Source organism: Allobaculum fili, from assembly GCF_020969955.1.
Lineage (GTDB): Bacteria > Bacillota_I > Bacilli_A > Erysipelotrichales > Erysipelotrichaceae > Allobaculum > Allobaculum fili.
Genome location: NZ_JAHDSX010000023.1, coordinates 1 through 19,406 on the forward strand (window position 1 = coordinate 1; position 19,406 = coordinate 19,406).

General features: G+C 52.2%; 19 protein-coding genes and 1 other annotated feature. Of the genes, 11 read left to right on the forward strand and 8 right to left on the reverse strand.

Going from position 1 to position 19,406, the window contains the following annotated elements; translation table 11 throughout:
• Positions 1-125: 125 nt before the first annotated feature.
• From Afil_RS06425 to Afil_RS06435, 3 genes are all read right to left on the reverse strand, one after another.
• Positions 126-881, reverse strand: a complete 756-nt coding sequence (locus tag Afil_RS06425; RefSeq protein ID WP_230267746.1) for an HAD family hydrolase — start codon at positions 879-881, stop codon at positions 126-128.
• A 199-nt stretch (positions 882-1,080) separates the two neighbouring features.
• Entirely contained in the window at positions 1,081-1,365 is a 285-nt protein-coding gene (locus Afil_RS06430) for a hypothetical protein (protein ID WP_230267747.1), read from the reverse strand.
• Positions 1,366-1,556: 191 nt separating this feature from the next.
• Positions 1,557-2,147, reverse strand: a complete 591-nt coding sequence (locus tag Afil_RS06435) for a YigZ family protein (protein WP_230267748.1) — start codon at positions 2,145-2,147, stop codon at positions 1,557-1,559.
• A 104-nt stretch (positions 2,148-2,251) separates the two neighbouring features.
• Positions 2,252-2,476: a binding site (T-box leader), on the forward strand.
• Positions 2,477-2,595: 119 nt separating this feature from the next.
• Between Afil_RS06435 and Afil_RS06440 the strand changes: the two genes are divergently transcribed.
• The 8 genes from Afil_RS06440 to Afil_RS06475 all read left to right on the forward strand — a co-directional run bounded on the left by Afil_RS06440 (position 2,596) and on the right by Afil_RS06475 (position 11,506).
• A complete protein-coding gene (locus tag Afil_RS06440) occupies positions 2,596-4,278 on the forward strand; it encodes a 2-isopropylmalate synthase (protein ID WP_230267749.1) in 1,683 nt (560 codons plus the stop codon).
• A 24-nt stretch (positions 4,279-4,302) separates the two neighbouring features.
• Entirely contained in the window at positions 4,303-5,604 is a 1,302-nt protein-coding gene (leuC, locus tag Afil_RS06445; protein ID WP_230267750.1) for a 3-isopropylmalate dehydratase large subunit, read from the forward strand.
• Positions 5,597-6,094 carry a 3-isopropylmalate dehydratase small subunit gene (gene leuD, locus Afil_RS06450; protein WP_230267751.1) on the forward strand — a complete coding sequence of 166 codons (498 nt, stop codon included), beginning with the start codon at positions 5,597-5,599 and terminating at the stop codon, positions 6,092-6,094. Before leuC ends, leuD begins: the two co-directional genes overlap by 8 nt.
• Before the next feature lie 221 nt (positions 6,095-6,315).
• On the forward strand, positions 6,316-7,392 hold the full coding sequence (leuB, locus tag Afil_RS06455; RefSeq protein WP_230267752.1) for a 3-isopropylmalate dehydrogenase: 1,077 nt from the start codon (positions 6,316-6,318) through the stop codon (positions 7,390-7,392).
• Between the two features lie 392 nt (positions 7,393-7,784).
• Positions 7,785-8,240 (forward strand): NfeD family protein, encoded by a 456-nt coding sequence (locus Afil_RS06460; RefSeq protein ID WP_230267753.1) that lies wholly within the window; start codon positions 7,785-7,787, stop codon positions 8,238-8,240.
• Between the two features lie 115 nt (positions 8,241-8,355).
• Positions 8,356-9,300: an SPFH domain-containing protein gene (locus tag Afil_RS06465; protein ID WP_230267754.1), complete on the forward strand. Its 945-nt coding sequence runs from the start codon at positions 8,356-8,358 to the stop codon at positions 9,298-9,300.
• 746 nt (positions 9,301-10,046) lie between these two features.
• The gene (locus tag Afil_RS06470; RefSeq protein WP_230267755.1) at positions 10,047-10,472 is read left to right on the forward strand and encodes a hypothetical protein; all 426 of its coding nucleotides are present in this window, start codon (positions 10,047-10,049) and stop codon (positions 10,470-10,472) included.
• Positions 10,473-10,636: 164 nt separating this feature from the next.
• A complete protein-coding gene (locus Afil_RS06475; protein WP_230267756.1) occupies positions 10,637-11,506 on the forward strand; it encodes a hypothetical protein in 870 nt (289 codons plus the stop codon).
• Positions 11,507-11,819: 313 nt separating this feature from the next.
• On the opposite strand, the gene Afil_RS06480 is transcribed toward Afil_RS06475, so the two are convergent.
• The 5 genes from Afil_RS06480 to Afil_RS06500 form a co-directional block, all read right to left on the reverse strand.
• Positions 11,820-12,374, reverse strand: a complete 555-nt coding sequence (locus Afil_RS06480) for an LOG family protein (protein WP_230267757.1) — start codon at positions 12,372-12,374, stop codon at positions 11,820-11,822.
• Positions 12,375-12,541: 167 nt separating this feature from the next.
• Complete coding sequence (locus Afil_RS06485) at positions 12,542-13,279, reverse strand: GTP pyrophosphokinase (RefSeq protein ID WP_230267758.1); 738 nt, start codon at positions 13,277-13,279, stop codon at positions 12,542-12,544.
• Positions 13,269-14,018: a peroxide stress protein YaaA gene (gene yaaA, locus Afil_RS06490; protein ID WP_230267759.1), complete on the reverse strand. Its 750-nt coding sequence runs from the start codon at positions 14,016-14,018 to the stop codon at positions 13,269-13,271. Before yaaA ends, Afil_RS06485 begins: the two co-directional genes overlap by 11 nt.
• Positions 14,019-14,219: 201 nt before the next feature.
• Positions 14,220-15,104: a nitrilase-related carbon-nitrogen hydrolase gene (locus Afil_RS06495; protein WP_230267760.1), complete on the reverse strand. Its 885-nt coding sequence runs from the start codon at positions 15,102-15,104 to the stop codon at positions 14,220-14,222.
• On the reverse strand, positions 15,101-15,946 hold the full coding sequence (locus Afil_RS06500) for an HAD family hydrolase (protein ID WP_230267761.1): 846 nt from the start codon (positions 15,944-15,946) through the stop codon (positions 15,101-15,103). The genes Afil_RS06495 and Afil_RS06500 overlap by 4 nt, the downstream gene beginning before the upstream one ends.
• Positions 15,947-16,354: 408 nt before the next feature.
• On the opposite strand from Afil_RS06500, the gene Afil_RS06505 reads away from it, so the two are divergent.
• From Afil_RS06505 to Afil_RS06515, 3 genes are all read left to right on the forward strand, one after another.
• Positions 16,355-17,200, forward strand: a complete 846-nt coding sequence (locus Afil_RS06505; protein WP_230267762.1) for a hypothetical protein — start codon at positions 16,355-16,357, stop codon at positions 17,198-17,200.
• Between the two features lie 198 nt (positions 17,201-17,398).
• Complete coding sequence (locus Afil_RS06510) at positions 17,399-18,460, forward strand: A/G-specific adenine glycosylase (protein ID WP_230267763.1); 1,062 nt, start codon at positions 17,399-17,401, stop codon at positions 18,458-18,460.
• Positions 18,444-19,295 carry a Cof-type HAD-IIB family hydrolase gene (locus Afil_RS06515; protein ID WP_230267764.1) on the forward strand — a complete coding sequence of 284 codons (852 nt, stop codon included), beginning with the start codon at positions 18,444-18,446 and terminating at the stop codon, positions 19,293-19,295. Before Afil_RS06510 ends, Afil_RS06515 begins: the two co-directional genes overlap by 17 nt.
• The last annotated feature ends 111 nt before the right edge of the window (positions 19,296-19,406 follow it).

Here is a 19,406-nt window from a genome sequence, read left to right on the forward strand (position 1 = left end):
TTGGAGAAATCGATACCGAGATCGATTGCAGGGATGATTGATTCCATGAAAAAGCCTCCTTGAATAAAGGAATTATCCCAAGGAGGCGGTCGAGAAAATACCCGTCTTTTATTTGACGCTTACATTCAAAATGGACAGGAGCTGTGTTCGAACGAAATGAATTCGAATCGCTGTCGGCGCGCAAATTGCTGTGTTCTAACTGAAGGTTTCCAGAAGGCTGGGAAGCTCACGAAGGGAGCAAACTTTTTTAAGGCCATCTTCCTGCGAGCGTACAGTGCATGATTTTTGCGATCGACCCAAATGGCGGGCCAGCGCATTTTTCCAGCGGGAATCATATCCCACCAGTAGCCGGCGGCAATGTGAATGTGCGTGTTGCTTTTGAGATTCAAAGCCTTTTCGGCTTCTTCAAAAAAGACGAGCTGCGGTTTATATGCGTGTACCTGATCCGCCAGAAGCACGTGGTCAATCGAACTGCCAAGCTTTTGCAGATGATGACGCATTAAAGAATCGTAAGTATTGGACATCAGGACGATGGTCCATCCCTGCGCATGAAGTTTAGCCAGACTCTCTTTTACCTCTTCAAAAGGCTCCGCTTCACGATACGCCTGCAGGATCCGTTCCGCCTGTGTCTGAAAGACTTGCGCGCTCAGTTCAAAATCGACATAGCTGAGAATTTCGCGTACGAGCGACTCAAATGGGCGAAAAGTTTCGCCATACATGAGCCGATCTTCATAGCGGCTGTAATAGTCGCAGGCTTTTTGGGGATCCAGCTGATTTGCGCGGGCAATTTGAGCAAGCGCCTGATCGACGCTGTCCAGATTGAGAAGCGTCCCATAGCAGTCGAAGGTGAGAATCCGATTGGATGGATTGTTTTCGTTCATGAAGTCCTCCTGCCGTCCGCCGACGGCCTTTTCGTTATTATGGATATTCTTACTGGCCGGCCGATACTTTTGAGATAAGGAAAGAATTTTGGCGAAAAAAGATCCATATTTAGCGCATGAACATATAGCGCAGCAGCGTATGAAAAAGGGCCGTCTTCGTAAAGAAGACGGCCCGGTTCAGTTTTTAAATTGGATTGGATTAAAGATCGGTTTCTGTATATTCCGCATCGATGATATCGCCGTTGGAATCCGAGTGGATGGAGTCGGCGCCCGATTCGATGCGCGGATTCTTTTCGCGGCTGAAGCTGTTAAATGTACTGTCGGTCGGCATCTGGAATGAACGGGTATAGACGCGAACGGTCGGCCGACGGAACAGCAGGCTGAGGAATCCAAAAATCAGCAGGAAGGGCAGCAGCGGAAGCAGGATACTTCCAAAAAAGACTAAAGCAAGTGTGATCAGAAGAGTGGTAAGTACAAATGACATAGAGATGCTCCTTTCCGTTCATGCATACAGAATACCAGTGAGGTTCTGTCAAAAAGCAGACAAAATATGTGCAATTTCCGTGTCGGGGCGAACCGCTTACACAACCGGGTTCGCAAGACACTTCTTTTCTAATCGCGTCTTGACAAAATAAGGCGCGTTTTTGACATTTTTCGCGTTTGGAGACCTGAATCTCAGCACTCGCGCGTTACGCTGCAGCGCTTCTGGATCGTGATGGATCCGGAAAAACGGTCCGCAGCTTCCTTTTCCATATTCTGGTCGCTTAAAAAGGTAAATACAGCCATTGAGCCGTAATCCGCCTGCAGTTCGAGAACGCCGCTCTGATGCAGCCAGGATTCGACTTTTCCGGCCAGATCGTAGCCGGTCTGCAGTTCGTAGAGCGTAAAGGTTTTCGCTTCCAGAAAGGAAGCTTCTTTGAGCCCATTGGCAACGCCTCCCGAATAGGCGCGGACCAGGCCGCCTTTGCCTAAAAGCGTACCGCCAAAATAGCGGATGACCACGGCGCAGATTTCATCGGCTTCGCTGTTTCGCAGCACATCCAGCATTGGTCTTCCGGCTGTTCCAGCGGGTTCGCCGTCGTCGCTGGAATGGGTGAGCGCGCCGATTTTTACGGCGCTGCAGCAGTGCGTCGCATCCGGGTATTCCTTTTTGATCTGCGCGATGAACTCCCGGGCTTCCGGCATCGTTTTTACCCGGTGAAGGAGGGTAATAAAACGGCTTTTTTTGATTTCTTCGCGGAATTCAACATCTTCTTTGAGGACCATAAGCTTCCTTTCTGAATAATTCACACATTATTTTCATGGATTTTCATCAATTTTCATAAGTCGTTGACAGGCTTTTTGCCCCTCTTTTAGAATGAAAACACGTTCAAAAAGCACTGACAAGGACCAAACCATCAGGAATTCTTGCAGAAAGCGGCCGGCTGATGAAAGACCGCAGAACAATGATGGCATACTCCCCTTCGAGCTGAAAGAGTGAATGCAGTAATTCTTTCCGGGTATTCCCGTTACAGAAGAAAGCGATTGATGGATCGCTAAGCGGCTGCCGCACTGGCAGCAAGAAGAGTGGTACCGCGGATCATTCCGTCTCTTTTCCCTGGGAAAGGAGACGTTTTTTTTTCGATATTCGCCGTTTCTGCGACCACAGACTGTCCGTTTTGCACACGCTCAGAGGCTGCATTTTCATCGTACTGAACAGAAAAGAGGATATTACATGAACGCGAACAAGTATTCACCGGGGTACTTTCCCCCAAAGACCAGCGAATACCGCTGGGTCAGAAAAGATCATCCGGACAAGGCGCCGTTCTGGTGCTCCGTCGATCTGCGCGACGGCAACCAGGCGCTGATCGTGCCCATGTCCCTGGAAGAAAAACTGGAATTTTTCAAGCTGCTCTGCGACATCGGCTTCAAGGAAATCGAAGTCGGCTTTCCGGCCGCAAGTCAGACCGAATATGAATTTCTGCGCACGCTGATCGAGCAGGATCTCATTCCGGACGATGTCACCATTCAGGTGCTCACCCAGTGCCGGGAACACATAATTCGAAAGACGTTTGAAGCCATTCAGGGTGCTCCGAAAGCGGTGGTTCATTTTTATAATTCGACTTCGAAAGCGCAGCGCGAACAGGTCTTCAAAAAGTCCATGGAGGAAATTAAGGAAATCGCGCTGGACGGTGCCCGTCTGGTCAAGCAGCTTTCCCAGGAATACGACGGCAATTTCCTGTTTGAATATTCGCCGGAATCCTTTACCGGAACCGAACCGGACTTTGCGCTCGACGTCTGCAATGCCGTAATCGACATTATGGAGCCGACACCCGATCGGCCGATGATCATCAATCTGCCCGTTACAGTCGAAATGTCGCTTCCGCACGTATACGCCAACCAGATTGAGTACTGCTCCGACCGCCTCCATAACCGTCAGTCCATTATTCTTTCCACGCATCCGCATAACGACCGCGGAACCGGCGTCGCCGATACGGAACTGGCCCTGCTCGCCGGTGCTCAGCGCGTGGAATGCTGCCTTTTTGGAAACGGGGAACGCACCGGAAACGTCGATGCGATTACGCTGGCGATGAACATGCTCGTTCTGGGCGTGGATCCGGGCCTCGATTTTTCCAATATGCCGGAAATCGTCGAAACGTATGAACGCCTGACGCGCATGCATGTGCATGACCGGCAGCCTTATGCGGGTTCGCTCGTCTTCGCAGCGTTCTCGGGAAGCCATCAGGATGCAATTGCCAAAGGCATGAAATGCAAGGAAGAAGATCCCGAAGGCCGCTGGACCGTTCCTTACTTGCCGATCGATCCGCAGGATCTTTCCCGCACATACGACGCGGATGTCATCCGTGTGAATTCGCAGTCCGGAAAAGGCGGCATCGGCTATATTCTCGAAACGCGCTACGGCTACAATCTGCCGCCGAAAATGCGCGAAGACTTCGGCTATAAAGTGAAGGATATTTCGGACCGCCACCATTCCGAACTGAAGCCGGATGAAATTTTCGAAATTTTCCAGTCGGCGTATCTCAATCTTGCTGCTCCGGCTTTCGATATTCACGAAGCGCACTTCATTCAGGGCAAGACGCTCAAGGCGATCGTCTCGGCCATTTATCAGGGCGAGGAAGTCGAATGGTACGCCTCCGGAAACGGCCGCCTGAACGCGGTCAACAACGCCATCAAGGGCGGAACGAGTCTGGAATACACGCTCGAAACGTATACCGAACATTCCCTTTCCAATAATTCTTCCGCCAGCGCTGCCTGCTATGTCGGTCTGCTCTGGCCGGACGGCAGCCGCACATGGGGCGCGGGCACGGATTCCGATATCATTTTCGCCGGAATTCTCGCCCTCGCCTCTGCGCTGAACAATCGCTTTATTCAAGAGGAAAAAGAAGCGCTCGCATGAGCGAAGAAGAGGAGACTGAACTTTATGGCCATGACCATGACCCAGAAAATTCTGGCCAGCCATGCCCGTCTCGATTCCGTTGAAGCCGGCCAGCTGATTTTAGCGGATCTGACAGGCGTGCTGGGCAACGACATTACGACCCCGGTAGCTATTGCCGAATTTGAAAAAGCCGGATTTGATTCTGTATACGATCCGGAAAAAATCAACATTGTACTCGATCATTTCGTCCCCAATAAGGACATCAAGGCTGCCAAGCAGTCCGCTGCGTGCCGTTCCTTTTGTAAAAAACATGAAATTTCCCACTTTTACGATGTCGGCAAGATGGGTATTGAACACGCCCTGCTTCCGGAACAGGGACGAGTAACCGCGGGCGACTGCCTGATCGGTGCCGATTCCCATACGTGTACATACGGTGCGCTCGGCGCGTTTTCGACCGGCGTCGGTTCAACCGATATGGCCGCCGGCATGGCCACTGGTAAGGCGTGGTTTAAAGTGCCTTCCGCTATTCAGGTCGTCCTGAAGGGAAAGCTGCCCCGGTACGTATCCGGCAAGGATGTAATCCTTTCGCTGATCGGCCAGATCGGTGTAGACGGCGCGCTCTACAAATCGCTCGAATTCACGGGCGAGGGCGTGCAGTCGCTTTCCATGGACGATCGCCTCTGCATCTGCAATATGGCCATTGAAGCCGGCGCCAAAAACGGCATTTTCCCCGTGGATGAAAAAACGATCGCCTATCTCAAAGAACACGGCGCCGCGAATCCCGTTATTTTTGAAGCCGATCCGGATGCCGTCTATGAGCAGACGATCGAAATCGATCTCGATCAGCTCGTTCCGGTTGTGGCCTGGCCGCACCTGCCGGAAAATACCCGGCCGGCAAGCGAGTCTGGGGAAGTTCAGATCGATCAGGTTGTCATCGGCAGCTGCACCAACGGCCGCATGGAAGATATGGACGCGGCGTATGAAATTCTCAAGGGCCGTCATGTTGCGAACGGTGTTCGCTGCATCATCATTCCGGCGACCATGGACATTTACAAGCAGTGCATCGCCAACGGCTATCTGATGGCGTTCATTGAAGCCGGCGCTGTCGTTTCAACGCCGACCTGCGGTCCGTGTCTGGGCGGCTACATGGGCATTCTTGCTCCAGGTGAACGCTGCATTTCCACCACCAACCGAAACTTTGTCGGCCGCATGGGCGATGTCACTTCCGAGGTGTACCTCGCTTCGCCCTACACCGCCGCCGCCAGCGCCCTGACTGGATCTATTACCGATCCGAGAAATCCGGATCTGAATTCGAATGACGATATGGAGGACAACGCTCATGAATAATGCCTGCGGAAAAACCTTTCTTTATCCTGACAACGTCGATACGGACGTCATCATTCCCGCCCGCTATCTCAATACTCCGGATGCACAGGCGCTTGCTGAACACTGCATGGAAGATATTGATCCCAGCTTTACGCAAAAGGTAAAAGCCGGCGATCTGATTACCGCGGGATGGAACTTTGGCTGCGGTTCGAGCCGTGAACACGCGCCGCTGGCGATTAAAACGGCCGGCATCTCCTGCGTCATCGCGAAATCCTTCGCGCGCATTTTTTACCGCAACGCCATCAATATCGGGCTGCCGATTCTTGAGTGTGAAGAAGCTGCGAACCAGATCCAGGCCGGCGATGAAATCGAAGTCGATTTCGCGACGGGAACGATTACCGACAAAACGCAGAACAAAAGCTGGAAAGCCCAGCCGTTTCCAGAATTCATTCAGGCCATCATCAGTCAGGGCGGCTGGATGAACTATTTGCGGCAGATGGAAAAAGACTGATTGGAAAGATCGGTTCAGCCGTCCATCGAAGCGATCAGAAACTCAGAAAATAGAGAAATATGCATCTCTGGATTTCACGCGGCAAAAGAAACGTTCAGAGATACAGAATTCTGAATCTGCGAAGTCACAGAAAGACAAAACGCTGAAAACGAACCGTTAAAAACAAAGCAATATAAAACAAAGCGTTAAAAGAGAAAAACCGAAATACGGAGAGAAAAACCATGAAAAAAACCATCGGTGTCATTCGCGGCGACTGTTCGTCGCGCGAAATCGTCGAACAGACGCTGCGCGTACTCGATCGAATTGCCGAAAAATACAATCACGAATGGACGTATGTGCCAATCGCCATGGGCGGCGACGCCATTGACCAGTTTGGCGAACCGCTCCCGCAAAGCGAACTCGACAAATGCCTTGCGGCGGATGCAGTCCTGCTCGGTGCCGTCGGAGGTCCAAAGTGGGAAGGTCTGCCGGGAGACAAACGGCCGGAAAAAGGCCTGCTGGCTCTGCGCAAGGGCATGGGCCTGTTCTCAAACCTGCGCCCGGCGAAAATCTGGCCGCAGCTGGCCGACGCGTCCCCGCTCAAAAAGGAAATTACTGATCAGGGCATCGATTTTGTCATCGTGCGCGAACTGACCGGCGGTGTCTACTTTGGCGAACACACCACAAAAGAAGTGAACGGCGTCCGTCAGGCGCTCGATCTCATGCCATACGATGAAAACGAAATCCGCCGCATCGGCAAAGTCGGTTTTGAAACGGCCATGAAGCGAAACAAAAAGCTTACCCTGGTCGATAAAGCCAATGTCCTCGATACGTCCCGGCTCTGGAGAGCCGTTCTGTACGATCTGGCAAAAGACTATCCGGAAGTGGATTTCGATGTGATGTTTGTGGACAACGCGGCCATGCAGATCTGCAAAAATCCCGCGCAGTTCGATACGATCGTCACCGAAAACATGTTTGGCGACATCCTTTCCGATGAAGCGTCCGAAATTACCGGCTCGATCGGCATGATCCCCTCGTCCTCGCTTGGCGAAGGCACACGGGGCCTTTATGAGCCGATCCACGGGTCGGCTCCCGACATTGCGGGAAAGAACCTCGTGAATCCGCTGGCGTGCATTCTCTCCGCCGCCATGATGCTTCGCTATTCCTTTGGCATGGAAGAAGAAGCGTCCGCCATCGAAAAGGGCGTCGAAGCGGTGCTCAATAAAGGGCTGCGTACAGCCGATATGATGAGCGAGGGTATGACGCAGGTCGGCACCCGCGAAATGACAGATGCGCTGCTCGAAGAACTCGCTGACTGAATTTTTTACTGTACTCAGCGGCTTTACCGGTCAGTCGGTCGCCAGGCCGGATTTGGGAGGGAAAGGATATCCCAGTCAAATCGCAAATCCATCCCCAGGGATATAGCCAAAAAATTCCAAAACTATCAAAACTATATAGAACAGTCAGAAGCGGTTTTCACTCGGCCTTTTCCCTGCTGGGAAAGTGCCGGCTGAAGACCGCTTTTCTGCACAGCCTGCGCTTCTTTGTGCACCGGTTTAAGGAACGGGAAAAAACAAGGAATAAATGCGGGATTCTTTTTGTCAAAGGAAAAAGGAATCACTAAGAAGCGATGAAATTATTCTTAAGTCCTTCTGGAAAGATAGCCCGTCGATATAATCGAACTATCGAGATCAAAAAGGAGGAAGGATGCATGGATTTTCTGGAAATGATGCCCTGGATCTGGGGCGCTCTGGCGGTTCTCTTCGGAATTGTAGAAGCCATGACCGTTTCCATGGTCAGCTGCTGGTTTGCGATCGGCGCTGGCGTCGCCGCACTTGCTGCTCTGCTTCACGCCGCTCTCTGGCTGCAGATTCTTCTGTTTGCGCTGGTTTCCGTTCTTTCCTTTGTTCTGATTCATCGCCGGCTGATCCGTGCATTTCACTTTCAGCCCGAACCGGACGGCGCGCAGGTGTATCTGGGCAAGACGGGACGGGTAACCGAGACGATTCGTCCCAGCCAGGATGGACGCGTACTTGTGGAAGGCCGGGACTGGAAAGCATCGTGTTCTTCCGCCGTCGAAGCCGGAAGTCTGGTTCGAACGCTGCGTCTTCATGGCGTTACGCTTGAAGTCGAGCCGCTGCAGACACCGCCGGGCACGAAAGAATGAGTCCAGGCTGTCTAAAGACGCAAAAGGATATCGAAAAACAGAAATAAAGCTGATCCCGAAAGGGCAGTGAAAAAGAGACTGTAAGGAATTCTCGTATACGAAAGGAAATCGCTGTATGCCCGCAATTTTTAAACTGATCACAATTGTCATTCTCGTCATCGTCGCTCTGCTCGTGCTGACCGGTCTGGTCCAGAGCATCGTGCGGATCGTTCCGCAGGCCCATGCCTATGTCATTCAGCGGCTGGGAACGTATCTCGAAACCTGGGACGTCGGTCTTCACTTCAAGATTCCGGTGATCGATAAAATCGCAAACAAAGTCGATCTCAAGGAACAGGTAGCGGACTTCCCGCCGCAGGCTGTCATTACGAAAGACAACGTCACGATGCACATCGATACCGTGATCTACTTCCAGATTACGGATCCAAAACTGTTTACGTACGGGGTGGAAAACCCGATGAGCGCGATCGAAAATCTGACTGCGACAACGCTGCGAAACATTATCGGTGAAATGGATCTCGACCGGACACTCACTTCCCGTGATGATATCAATACCAAAATGCGCGCTACGCTGGATGAAGCTACCGATCCGTGGGGCATCAAAATCAACCGCGTCGAGCTGAAAAACATCATGCCGCCGCAGTCGATTCAGGAAGCCATGGAAAAGCAGATGAAAGCCGAGCGGGAACGCCGTGAAAAGATTTTGCGTGCCGAAGGGGAAAAGGAATCGACGATTCTCGTTGCCCAGGGACGCCAGGAAGCGGCCATTCTTGAAGCGCAGGCTTCCCGCAAGGCGATGGTAGAAGAAGCGCTGGGTAAAGCCGAAGCCATCAAGGCGGTACAGAAAGCGACCGCAGAAGGTCTGCGCTACTTAGCCGAAAGCGGCATTACCGATGAAGTGCTTCGCCTCAAGGCGCTCGAAGCGTTTGAAAAAGCTGCCGACGGCAAAGCCACCAAAATTATCATTCCTTCCGAAATTCAGGGAGCAGCAGCTCTGGCTCAGGGCATCGTTTCCGCCGTATCCAAACCGGATCCAGAGGGAAGCGACAGCGCCAAAGCGTAAAGCCGCATTTCATTCACAAATCCAGCAGACCGTCGTCCCGCAAAGACGACGGTCTTTCTAATGTCTAAAGCGAAACGAAAGGGAAAAGGGAAGAAACAGAAAAGCACAGACAGGTGACGAGGCTGTCTGTGCTTTTCTGTCTAAATTCAATAAATCCGCGCTCCGAAAAAGAGGGGGGAAATGAGAGCGGATTTTCTGCACGCTTCCCAAAAAGAGGAATCGGGCTGCCGTCGGGCGAAGGGGGGAAAGCCCGGATGAGAAAGAATAATTGGGAATGATAGGGGGAAAATGAAGGGAAGATGCAGAGTGCGGCTGTAAAGCGTGACGTGATGTTTAGAAGCCGTTTCATGACGGTATGAAGGGATTATGAACGGTACATGAATCCGGCTGCTGCTTTTGTTCGATCGGAGCCAAAAAACAGGTAATGTCATTTAGTAAACGTGGGCAGTTGTTTACTAAAATCTTTACGGTTATAGATTACGTTCAGCACAAGATATAATCAATGCACACAACAAAAGAAAACTAAAAAGTTTGCACATTTTAACAATGTTACCGTTTCCCCGGGATAAAAAACAGTACAAACTAGTTCGATTTCTTAAAAATATTTTAAAAAGTGCAAATGACTATCCGGAATTGTGAGAATTAGTACCGATTTTAAAAAGACAACTAAAAAGGTAAAATAAAAGTAAAACTAGGAAAACACGGTGAAAACAAGAGGGAAACAAAGCGGAAAATGGGAAAGGTAAATGGAAAATCATTGGAAAATCAAACAAAAAGTGCCCGGTAAAATACCGGAAAACACGATCCGAAAGACTCCCTGGACGGTTTCGTATTCGCGTTTTTGCTCGAAAAGGGATTCGGTTCGAGAAAACCATCCGGATGCTTTGCCAGGAAAACGCTCTTTTCCCGCACAAACCAGATCAGCAATCGAGACAAAGAAGGATGCGCCCAAGGCATTGCCTTCTCCTCAAAAAACAGATCGATGCAAGGAAGAGGATGTGAGAAAGAGGGGCAGACAGGAAAGAGAAACGGCTCTCTCTCTTTCTGGAGAATTCCTTCCGATCGAATCTGCATCCGTCGCAGAGGTTTGTATCCTTACCGGACAAATACGACAAAAAAACTGGCAGTTACAAAAGACGCATAGTATTCTCAAACTAGCGATACAGATTTAGACGATCGCTTACCGAATGAAAAACGGCAGTCAAAGCTCGTCTTTTTCAGGACGGATCCGCTCAGAAACAGGACGGATCCGCTCAGAAACAGGACGATCCGATTCCTGCAGGCGAAAAGGCAGAAAACGCTGTCTGTTTTTGTCGTTCATCTGGAGGAAAATGTCATGAATCACAAAACGAAAAGCCTGGGAAAAGCCGTACTGCTCAGCGCTGTCACAGCCGCGTTCTTGCCCGCAAGCCTCTATGCAAAAACGCAGACCAGTATAGGCAAGGTGGAGTTTCGGAATGCGGATGATTTTCGCTATGTCCAGCCAGGGCAGACCGGGACGTTTCAGACCGATTTTTTGAAGATCGGCAATGTTCAGCCGACCGGAAAAATCGAACTTCGCTCGCTGACGCCGGATTTACTGGATGTCAGCGAAGAAGGCAACTGGAGCGCAAAAAAGGAAGGCGTTGCCTATGTTACGGCGGACTGGCAGTATTCCGCGGAATCGATTGAAGCGCTGAAGAAGCAGGATCCCGACTGGAAAGATATCCGCCCCGAGACCGTGGAGAGCGTAGCCATCTATATTTCTGGAATCGGTTCGGTCTACCGCCTGTACAACCCAAATACAGGGGAACATCTGTACACATCCGATCTCAACGAAAAGACGGTACTCGCGCAGGCGGGCTGGAGTTATGAGTCGATCAGCTGGCTGAATGCGGCCGATTCGAGCGCTCCGATCTACCGCCTGTACAATCCAAATGCGGGCGATCATCACTATACGCAGGAAAAGAAAGAGGCAGACTACCTGGAAAAACAGGGCTGGCTGCTGGACGGCACGGTGCTGAACGCGGATAGTGAAGATCAGATTCCGGTATATCGTCTCTATAATCCGAATGCCAAAAGCGGAGCGCATCATTTCACCACGGACAAAGCGGAATATGCGTGGCTCGCAGCGCAGGGATGGAAAGAGGAAGGCATCGCGTTTTATACGTCTTCTGCGGACCGTCTTCCAAAAGACGATCTGCCTTTACCCGCTTTACCCGAATAGGTTTTGAACTGCGCTCTTACGGTCTTTGCAGCTGGAGAGGAAAACAAAAACAGCTCATGAAACAGACTTTTTGCACAGAGAACTTCACAACAGTCACGAAGTTCTCTGTGCTTTTCTTATTCCGCTTCTCCAGCAGAAGACGCTCCAAGCGAAGCGTCGGACAGAGCGGTCGAAGAATCGTCCGCAAAAAGACATCCGAAAAGGCGGGCTCGATGCCCGTTTTCTTTTCCCGTTACGGATTCTGGATGGCCTGAAAATAAAAAAATCAGCCGCAAGGAAAGCGGCTGATGCATATAAAATTTTTAAATTCGAACTAGCGGGCAAGATCGCGGTCGAGAATTTCGAACGTCTGTTCGACGCTGTCGGCGATTTCACAGAGCGAGAAAACCGATTCGTGAATGAAACCGGCTTTTTCCATGTCGTGCATAGCCGCAAACAGGGAATCGTAGTAGTGATCAAGGTTGAGAATGATCAGCGGCGCGTTAAGCTGGCCAAGCTGCTTGAGCGTGATGATTTCAAAAAATTCTTCGAGCGTGCCGATGCCGCCTGGCGTAACGATAAAGGCGGTCGACAGCGATTCCATGAACGCCTTGCGCTCACGCATCGTGCGCGTAAAGACGGTATCCTTGCCTTCTTCAAAAAGAACGCCGGGCTGCTGGAAAAAATACGGGGCAATACCAATCGTCTGGCCGTTTTTGCTGAGACAGCCGCGGGTCGCCGCGCCCATCATGCCGGTATCGCCGGCTCCGTTGACTAACATCCAGCCGCGCGAAGCAATGCCCGCACCAATTTCAAAAGCTGCATCTAAATATTTCTGATCGACGGCGTTGCTCGAGCCGCCGTATACGCAAATTCCTGGAGTACGCATAACGTATCCCTCCTGTCTGAATGAGAATGGTTTTGTTTGAAATGAATAAATAAATAATCCGGCTTTGCTGCAAAATGCAAAGCCTTCAAAAGAACAGTCCGCCGCAAATCCGGTGACAAATCGACAACTCTGCCGGAAATTTGAAAGTTTGAAACGTCGAAAGGGGCTCAGGCTTTGGAGGTAGAAGAAACGGGATCGGTGTCTGCAGCCAGATGGCCGTCGGTCACGATGTCCGTTTCGGTTTCCTCGTCTTCAATCGCCGCTTCCATTTCGAGATTTTGCGCGGCGCGCCGGTCGTGCAGATAGCTGTGAATCGTCTGCATGCGGCAGTCCGTTTCAAAAAGCATCTGCGCGCATTCGTAAAGTTCCTGGTTGACGAAGGTGCTTTCGGGAAGATCCTTCTTATAGCGCATCTGGTGTTCGAGCGCTGCCCAGGAATCCATGGCGGTCGTGCGCAGCTGGATTTCAAACTGAATGTTCTCTCCGGTAATATCGCACAGTCCGATCACATGGACCGAGCGATAGCCCGAAGGTTTTGGATGCGCGACGTAATCCTTGATTTCCGTGATCTGGATGCGGTCGAGCGTCTGCAGGCGCTCAATCGCGGAGTAAATATCGTTGAGATAGGAACAGACGATTCGAATGCCCACAATATCGTGCAGCACTTCGGCCGCGTCTTTTACCGTGACTTCATAGCCTAGCCGCTGCAGTTTGGCGGACAGGCTGTCCATCGTTTTCAAGCGGCCGCTGATCGAGCGGATCAGCGAGTGATTGCGGTTGCGTTCGAGATCGTATTTGAGGTTCAGGACAGAGCGGAGAATGTAGTCGTGCGTCTTGAGGCAGGTTTCCATCAGCTGTTTCCAGCTTCTGTCGTTCCATTCCTCTTTTTCGTTTTCACTTTCCATGACTGTCCTCCTTTCGGACAAAATTAAAACAGTTCGCATCGGAAGAGGCCGCGTCATACGCGTAGCCCATTTCGTCAAAGTCTTTCATGACATCCGGCTCTTCTGCCTGTCGGTCGGCGAGAAAGCGGACCATCTGGCCGCGGGCTATTTTGGCATAGACGCCTTTTTCGCGCCGCTTTCCCTTTTCGTCTTCTTCATAAAAGTGAACGTCAATCAGACGAATATACGGACTGACGGCGCGGGAATATTCCTTGGATGCCAGGTTGATCACGGTCTCGTCTTCCAGCGCACTGGCCAGCCGATCGCCCCAGAAGGCGTAAAGACTCTGGCCAAGGGCCGGAATCTGCTGGGCCATTTCCAGACGATAGGGCGTAATGCCATCGAGCGGGCGAAGTACGCCATACAGCGCGCTGAGAATGCGCACATGCGCCTGCACGTAAGTCCATTGCGCGTCTTCAAAGACGCCGGGAGCCATGTACGTAAAGGCGATGCCGTCATAGGCAAGCAGCGCGGGCGTTTTCAAAGGGACAATGCCTTCTTTTTCCTGCAGAAGCGCCTGATAGACGGGTTCAAGCGTGCGCTCGGAACAGCCGTAGAGCGCCTGCAGCTCGTCGCGGCTCATCGCCTGCAAAAGGCGACTGAGCTGATCGTGTTCGGGCAGAAACGCAGGTCTTGTTAATTCAAATTCGTGGTCGTCGCGAACTTTCATCTTTTTCGCGGGAGAGAGAATAATTTTCACGTCTCTATTATAGGGAAAATCGGCAGGCTGTATGCCTCAATCCCGAAAGGCCAGGACCGCAAAAAGAAGTGCAGGCTGCGCGTACAGACCCGAAAAGATCAGGATAGGACAAAGGGGCTGTCTCTGGCGCGGCATTTGCTTCGCTCTTGGGACAGCTCCTTTTGTTTTACGCTTTTTTGCCGGGCAGAACAGGCCGGACGCTCAGTGGTCCGCTGGCGTTTTTTCCGACTTGAATCCTATGGTCTGCAGGACATTTCCCTTAGCCTGCAGATCGTAGAGATCCAGCCGTCGCAAAGACCAGAACGGGGAGCGGTGCCGGATTTTCTGGACCTGGTCTGGATCGATGTCGACCAGAAGCAGACCTTCTTCGCCATTGAGAGCAGCGAGAATCTGACCGTCGGGCGACACGGCCATGGAATGGCCGTAGCTCTGGTACGATCCATAGTCCGCGTGGGCCGGATTAGCAGCCAGCACGAACACTTCGTTTTCCATCGCCCGCGTCTGGATCAGCGGCGCCCAGTGCTTTTTGCCGGCATGGACGTTAAAGCCGGCGCACACCGCCAGTAAAAAGCAGTCTTCGCAAAGCAGGCGGCAGACTTCCGGAAAGCGGACGTCAAAACAGATCGCAATAGCGATATTTCCCCACGGGCTCGCAAAGCGAACGAGCGCATCGCCGGGAGTAAAAACTTCCGATTCTCTGTAGTCGTTTTTTCGGGTATGCACTTCCAGAAGATGCAGCTTGTCGGCTTGGGCGACGATTTCGCCCTGATCGTTAAAGACCAGACACGTGTTGTAGAGCGATTTTTCGCCGCCGCTTCTGTTTTTGTCTTCATGAAAAAGCGGAATGGTGCCCGCAAGAATCCAGATGCCGTTTTCTCTGGCCGCTCTGGAAAAGGCAGGAAGAATGACTTTGCTGTCGTGGGCGTGGGCCCGGATGTTTTCGTGAATAAAGGGCGTATTCCAGAGTTCACCAAAAAGAATCAGATCGGCGCCCAAAGCGGCCGCCTGTTCGATCTGAACGAGCGCTTTAGAAAGATTGGTTTCGAGATCGTCGGTGACTTCGATCTGCGCAATGGCGGCTTTCATTCGATCCACCCCTGCGCTTTCATCCAGGTGGCAATGCCGCCTTCTTCGACGGGCGGGGTATGGGCCGGATAGCGATCGAGCGCGGTCTGTTCGCCTTCGGCCATGGCCACCGGACAGGCGGCGTTGTCGAGCATGTCGAGATCGTTGAAGGAATCGCCAAAGGCCGCATAGGCGTGCTCGGGCAGATTCCAGTGCTTCATGAGCCGGGAAATGCCTTCAAACTTGGATAGATCGTCGCGGGAAATGTCTGCGGAATATTTCGTATAGTGCACGAACAGACCATCCAGAGCGTCCAGCTCCTTTCGCAGGGCAAGCGGATCGGGCACGCACATGGAAATTACGCTCAGGGACTGCTCGGGAGTCCACGCGTGACGCGGCAGTACGGGCGTATGGATGGAGTCGAGTTTTGGCTGATAATACTTTGCGTTATCAAAGACGAACGCCTGGCTTCCGGAAACGAAAAATCCGGCATCATGTTTTCGCCCGGTCTCGATCAGCGCTTCGATCGTATGCGGATCAAGCGTCTTGCAGAAGAGAACGTTCTGATTTTCGTCATAGACGCAGGCGCCGTTTCCAGCGACAACCCCGTCCCACAGTCCGTTCTGGGGCCCGAGCAGGATTTCGGAAAGCTCAAGCGAGCGGGCGGTGCACAGCGCGCAGAACACCCCCTGTTTTCTCAGTTTCTGGACCATCTCCAGATAGCCTTCGGGAATACGGCCCAGACGATGGCTGAAAAACGTGTCGTCAATATCAAAGAAGACGGCGCGCACATCTGCGGGAATTTTGCGCTGGGAAGAATCGGGTACAGACAGAGAATTGAAATCGGGATTTGGACGGGTCATAAACGAGGACCTCCTTTTTCATGGATTCGAATGGATGATTCGATTCTGATTTTTGTATAGATGGCTGTGGCCGAAAAAGGCGGCAGGCCGCCTGCGTTTCGACAAGCCGATCTAACGATAGAAAAAGCGTACCGGAATACGCACGCAAACCAAAACGCTTGGGTTCAAAAGAATCCAGAAACCGACGCATTCCCAGACAGGATCTTTCAAACGAGGCCTTTCGAGGAAAAACTCTGCGATTGAACAGGCAATGGCGCCAGAGTGGGGCAGGGAGCGGATTAAACTGAAACCAGTAAGAAAAAATCGGGAAGTGAAACACGCGATCCGAGCGGATTCCCGAAACAAAGTCCGGCAGCGTGACCTGCGCAAGAGAGAAGGCTATAGCCGGAGGAAGGAAGAAAATTCACAATGGCAATTTATAAGTGTGCCCCGCAGTCGGTTGTGGAATCGAGTGCAGCCAAGGACGCAAGACTGCTGAGCGTCAGCCGTCAGAATCTGGATGAACAGGCCTTTTTCCTGTTTTCCGGTACGCCGGAAACGTCTTCGATTCTCGTGAATACCGAGCTGGCGGGTCTTTCCGTTTACGACTGGTATTCCCGCCAGGACGAAAAGACGCTGGGCAAGAAGTCCAGACCGTATTTGTATGTCCCGTTTGAAATCGAAAAAATCAGCGCGCCCCAGGACGGCTCGGTCATCATCAACAACGAAGAAAACGAAGCGATCGTCTATACGATGGAAGCGCCGGCTGAACAAGTGATCTATTTCAATAAGACAGAAGCCCTGAGTCTTCCGGGCGATCACGCGGGTTTTGAACCGGCTTCCCTTCAGAACGATTTTCTGGCGTGGCCGACCGAGCCGGGCAGCGTGTTCGCGTTTAATCCGGGTCTGACTCTGGTCCTGACCGCACCGGCGTTTGTGCTCATGTTCAGTTCGCTGCTTAAAGGCGACGGCACCCAGCCGAAAATCGCCGATGAGGGCAAGACGTTTTACGTGAAGGACGGTCAGGCGAAAAATTCGCTGATCGGCTACACGTCCGTTTTTAAAATCGATAAATGCGAACTCGACGGCTCGATCGTTCTTTCCACAACGGATGAGAGCTATCAGATTCTGCTTCTGATCGGCGGCGAAGCCGTGATCAGCCAGAAAGACGAAGTCATTCACGCCCAGGCTGGCACAGCCGTTCTGATTCCGGCCAACGAAGAAAATGTGGTTGTGACCGGAAACGCGCAGTTTGTCAGCCTGCAGCTGCTCTAAGACAAAAGCGTACAGGCAAGACGAGACGCCAAAGACGGCAACACTGGAAAACCGATGAAAAAGAAAAGGAACCCGCGCGGTTCCTTTTTCACAGGACGAAGGCCGAAAGCAGCGGACATATTCCGATGCGTACGATCGGGCAGGAGTCCTATGGGGAGCCGTTTGAGGAGATACGGCGGATTTTCTATAATGGGAGCCATGAATCAGAATGCCCTGCTGGAATGGTACAAAAACAATCACCGCGAACTTCCGTTTCGCTGCAACCGGGACCCGTATCGAATCTGGGTTTCCGAAATCATGGCGCAGCAGACCCGCATTGAGGCCATACTTGGCGCGTACGAGCGCTTTATGAACGCCTACGACTCCATCGAAAAGCTTGCCGACGCCGATGACGATGAATTGATGAAGCTCTGGCAGGGCCTGGGCTACTATTCGAGAGCTCGCAATCTGAAAAAAGCGGCGCGGCTTTGCGTCGACTGCTATGACGGAAAGCTTCCAAAAACGAAGGCGGAACTGAAAGCTCTGCCGGGCATCGGCGACTATACCGCCGGCGCCATCGCATCGATTGCCTATGGCGAGCGCGTCAGTGCCATCGATGGAAACGTCATCCGCGTCTACGCCCGTTATTACGGCCTTGAAGACGATTTTTCGATCGCCAGAAACCGCAAAGGACTCGAAAAGCGCGTCCAGGCCGATCTGCCCGAAGAAAAATGGATGCCCTTATGGAATCAGGCGCTGATGGAACTGGGCGCTCTGATCTGTACGCCGAAAGCCGCGCGCTGTGCGGACTGTCCGCTTTATCCGGACTGCGTAAGCGGCCGCAGCGAAAATCCTCTGCGTCTTCCCGTTCCCAAGCAGAAAGCTGCAAGGCCGCAGGAAAAATTTACAGTGTACGTATGGTATGCGAAAGACGCGGACGGGTCGATCTGGATTCATCTGCGCAAGCGTCCGGCGTCGGGCCTGCTTGCGGGACTGTATCAGTTTGACGAAGAAAAGCCGGATCCCGTTTTGTCTGAACAGCCGCTTGGCGAACACCGCCATCTGTTCAGCCACCGCGAATGGTGCATGGAAGGCGTGCTTGTCGAAACGGAAAAACAGACGGATTTTCTGCGGCTGGAAAGCGCCTGCGCAAACTGCTCAATTCCTTCCGCTTTTCTTCCGTTTTTAAAACGCACGCTCAAAATTCTGAAAAAGGAAGATATCCCGCTTCATTTCGGAATGCACAGATCTCAGGAGGTCATACATGGAAAAACTGAATAAGCCGATCCGAATGGTCGTCTGCGATCTGGATGGCACGCTGCTCTACAGCACGAAAAAAATTACGGATCGAAACAAGGACGCCATATGCGCGCTGCGAAATCGCGGCGTGAAATTTGGCATCTGCTCCGGCCGTTCGGCGGTGGCGCTCAAAACGATGCTCGCTTTGTGGGGGATCGATCAGGATGTGGATTTTGTGATCGGCTTTAACGGCGCGATGTATATGGATTCGGCGACCGGAAGCATCGAAGAAACCGACTGGCTGACGCCCGAAGCGATCGCGCCGGTCATGGAATCTTTAAAAGGCTATCGTCTGGCGATGGCGGAATATCATGGAGACGGGCTGTATTCAACAGCCGACAATCCGATCGTACGCCAGATGGCCAGACGCAACCGGCTGAGCTTTCACAAAGTCAGACCCGACTGGCTGCTGCGAAACAGTCTGAAATTCATGGCCGTCGGCATGCCCTGGACCATTTCCCGCTATTTGAAAAGCGGCGAGCCGGCCCGCCTGAAAACCGCCCGCGTATTTCGCTCCGGACCGTTTTTGCTGGAATTTGTTCATCCGCAGCTTTCCAAGCTGGAAGGCGTCAAAAAGGCGTGCGAGCGCTTTGGCTGTTCGCTGGATGAAGTCGTGACGTTTGGCAATGACAATAACGATCTGGAAATGTTAGCGGGAACGGTCGGCGTGGCCATGGCCAATGCGCTGCCGGCCATAAAAGAAGCCGCGAAATACGTCACCGCCTCCAACCGGCACGACGGTACGGCGGTGTTCATGGAAAAGTACATTCTCACCCAGCCTCCCCTGCAGCCGGACAAGCCGGAGTCATCGAAATAAACCCCGTCTGGATCGAAACACGGAAGCAGACTGCACAATTCTGAATTGCCCATGCAGGACTTCTTTCCTGAAGATTTGGACATACACATTGGACATACACAAAGGAATAAG

Coding starts and splice junctions, on each gene's coding strand:
- Afil_RS06430 (WP_230267747.1), bottom strand. CDS start 1,365: ATGTCATTTGTACTTACCACTCTTCTGATCACACTTGCTTTAGTCTTT.
- Afil_RS06515 (WP_230267764.1), top strand. CDS start 18,444: ATGGAAAAACTGAATAAGCCGATCCGAATGGTCGTCTGCGATCTGGAT.
- Afil_RS06440 (WP_230267749.1), top strand. CDS start 2,596: ATGAACGCGAACAAGTATTCACCGGGGTACTTTCCCCCAAAGACCAGC.
- Afil_RS06465 (WP_230267754.1), top strand. CDS start 8,356: ATGCCCGCAATTTTTAAACTGATCACAATTGTCATTCTCGTCATCGTC.
- Afil_RS06435 (WP_230267748.1), bottom strand. CDS start 2,147: ATGGTCCTCAAAGAAGATGTTGAATTCCGCGAAGAAATCAAAAAAAGC.
- leuC (WP_230267750.1), top strand. CDS start 4,303: ATGGCCATGACCATGACCCAGAAAATTCTGGCCAGCCATGCCCGTCTC.
- leuB (WP_230267752.1), top strand. CDS start 6,316: ATGAAAAAAACCATCGGTGTCATTCGCGGCGACTGTTCGTCGCGCGAA.
- Afil_RS06480 (WP_230267757.1), bottom strand. CDS start 12,374: ATGCGTACTCCAGGAATTTGCGTATACGGCGGCTCGAGCAACGCCGTC.
- Afil_RS06485 (WP_230267758.1), bottom strand. CDS start 13,279: ATGGAAAGTGAAAACGAAAAAGAGGAATGGAACGACAGAAGCTGGAAA.
- Afil_RS06460 (WP_230267753.1), top strand. CDS start 7,785: ATGGATTTTCTGGAAATGATGCCCTGGATCTGGGGCGCTCTGGCGGTT.
- Afil_RS06495 (WP_230267760.1), bottom strand. CDS start 15,104: ATGAAAGCCGCCATTGCGCAGATCGAAGTCACCGACGATCTCGAAACC.
- Afil_RS06425 (WP_230267746.1), bottom strand. CDS start 881: ATGAACGAAAACAATCCATCCAATCGGATTCTCACCTTCGACTGCTAT.
- Afil_RS06475 (WP_230267756.1), top strand. CDS start 10,637: ATGAATCACAAAACGAAAAGCCTGGGAAAAGCCGTACTGCTCAGCGCT.
- Afil_RS06500 (WP_230267761.1), bottom strand. CDS start 15,946: ATGACCCGTCCAAATCCCGATTTCAATTCTCTGTCTGTACCCGATTCT.
- Afil_RS06510 (WP_230267763.1), top strand. CDS start 17,399: ATGAATCAGAATGCCCTGCTGGAATGGTACAAAAACAATCACCGCGAA.
- Afil_RS06505 (WP_230267762.1), top strand. CDS start 16,355: ATGGCAATTTATAAGTGTGCCCCGCAGTCGGTTGTGGAATCGAGTGCA.
- leuD (WP_230267751.1), top strand. CDS start 5,597: ATGAATAATGCCTGCGGAAAAACCTTTCTTTATCCTGACAACGTCGAT.
- Afil_RS06470 (WP_230267755.1), top strand. CDS start 10,047: ATGGAAAATCATTGGAAAATCAAACAAAAAGTGCCCGGTAAAATACCG.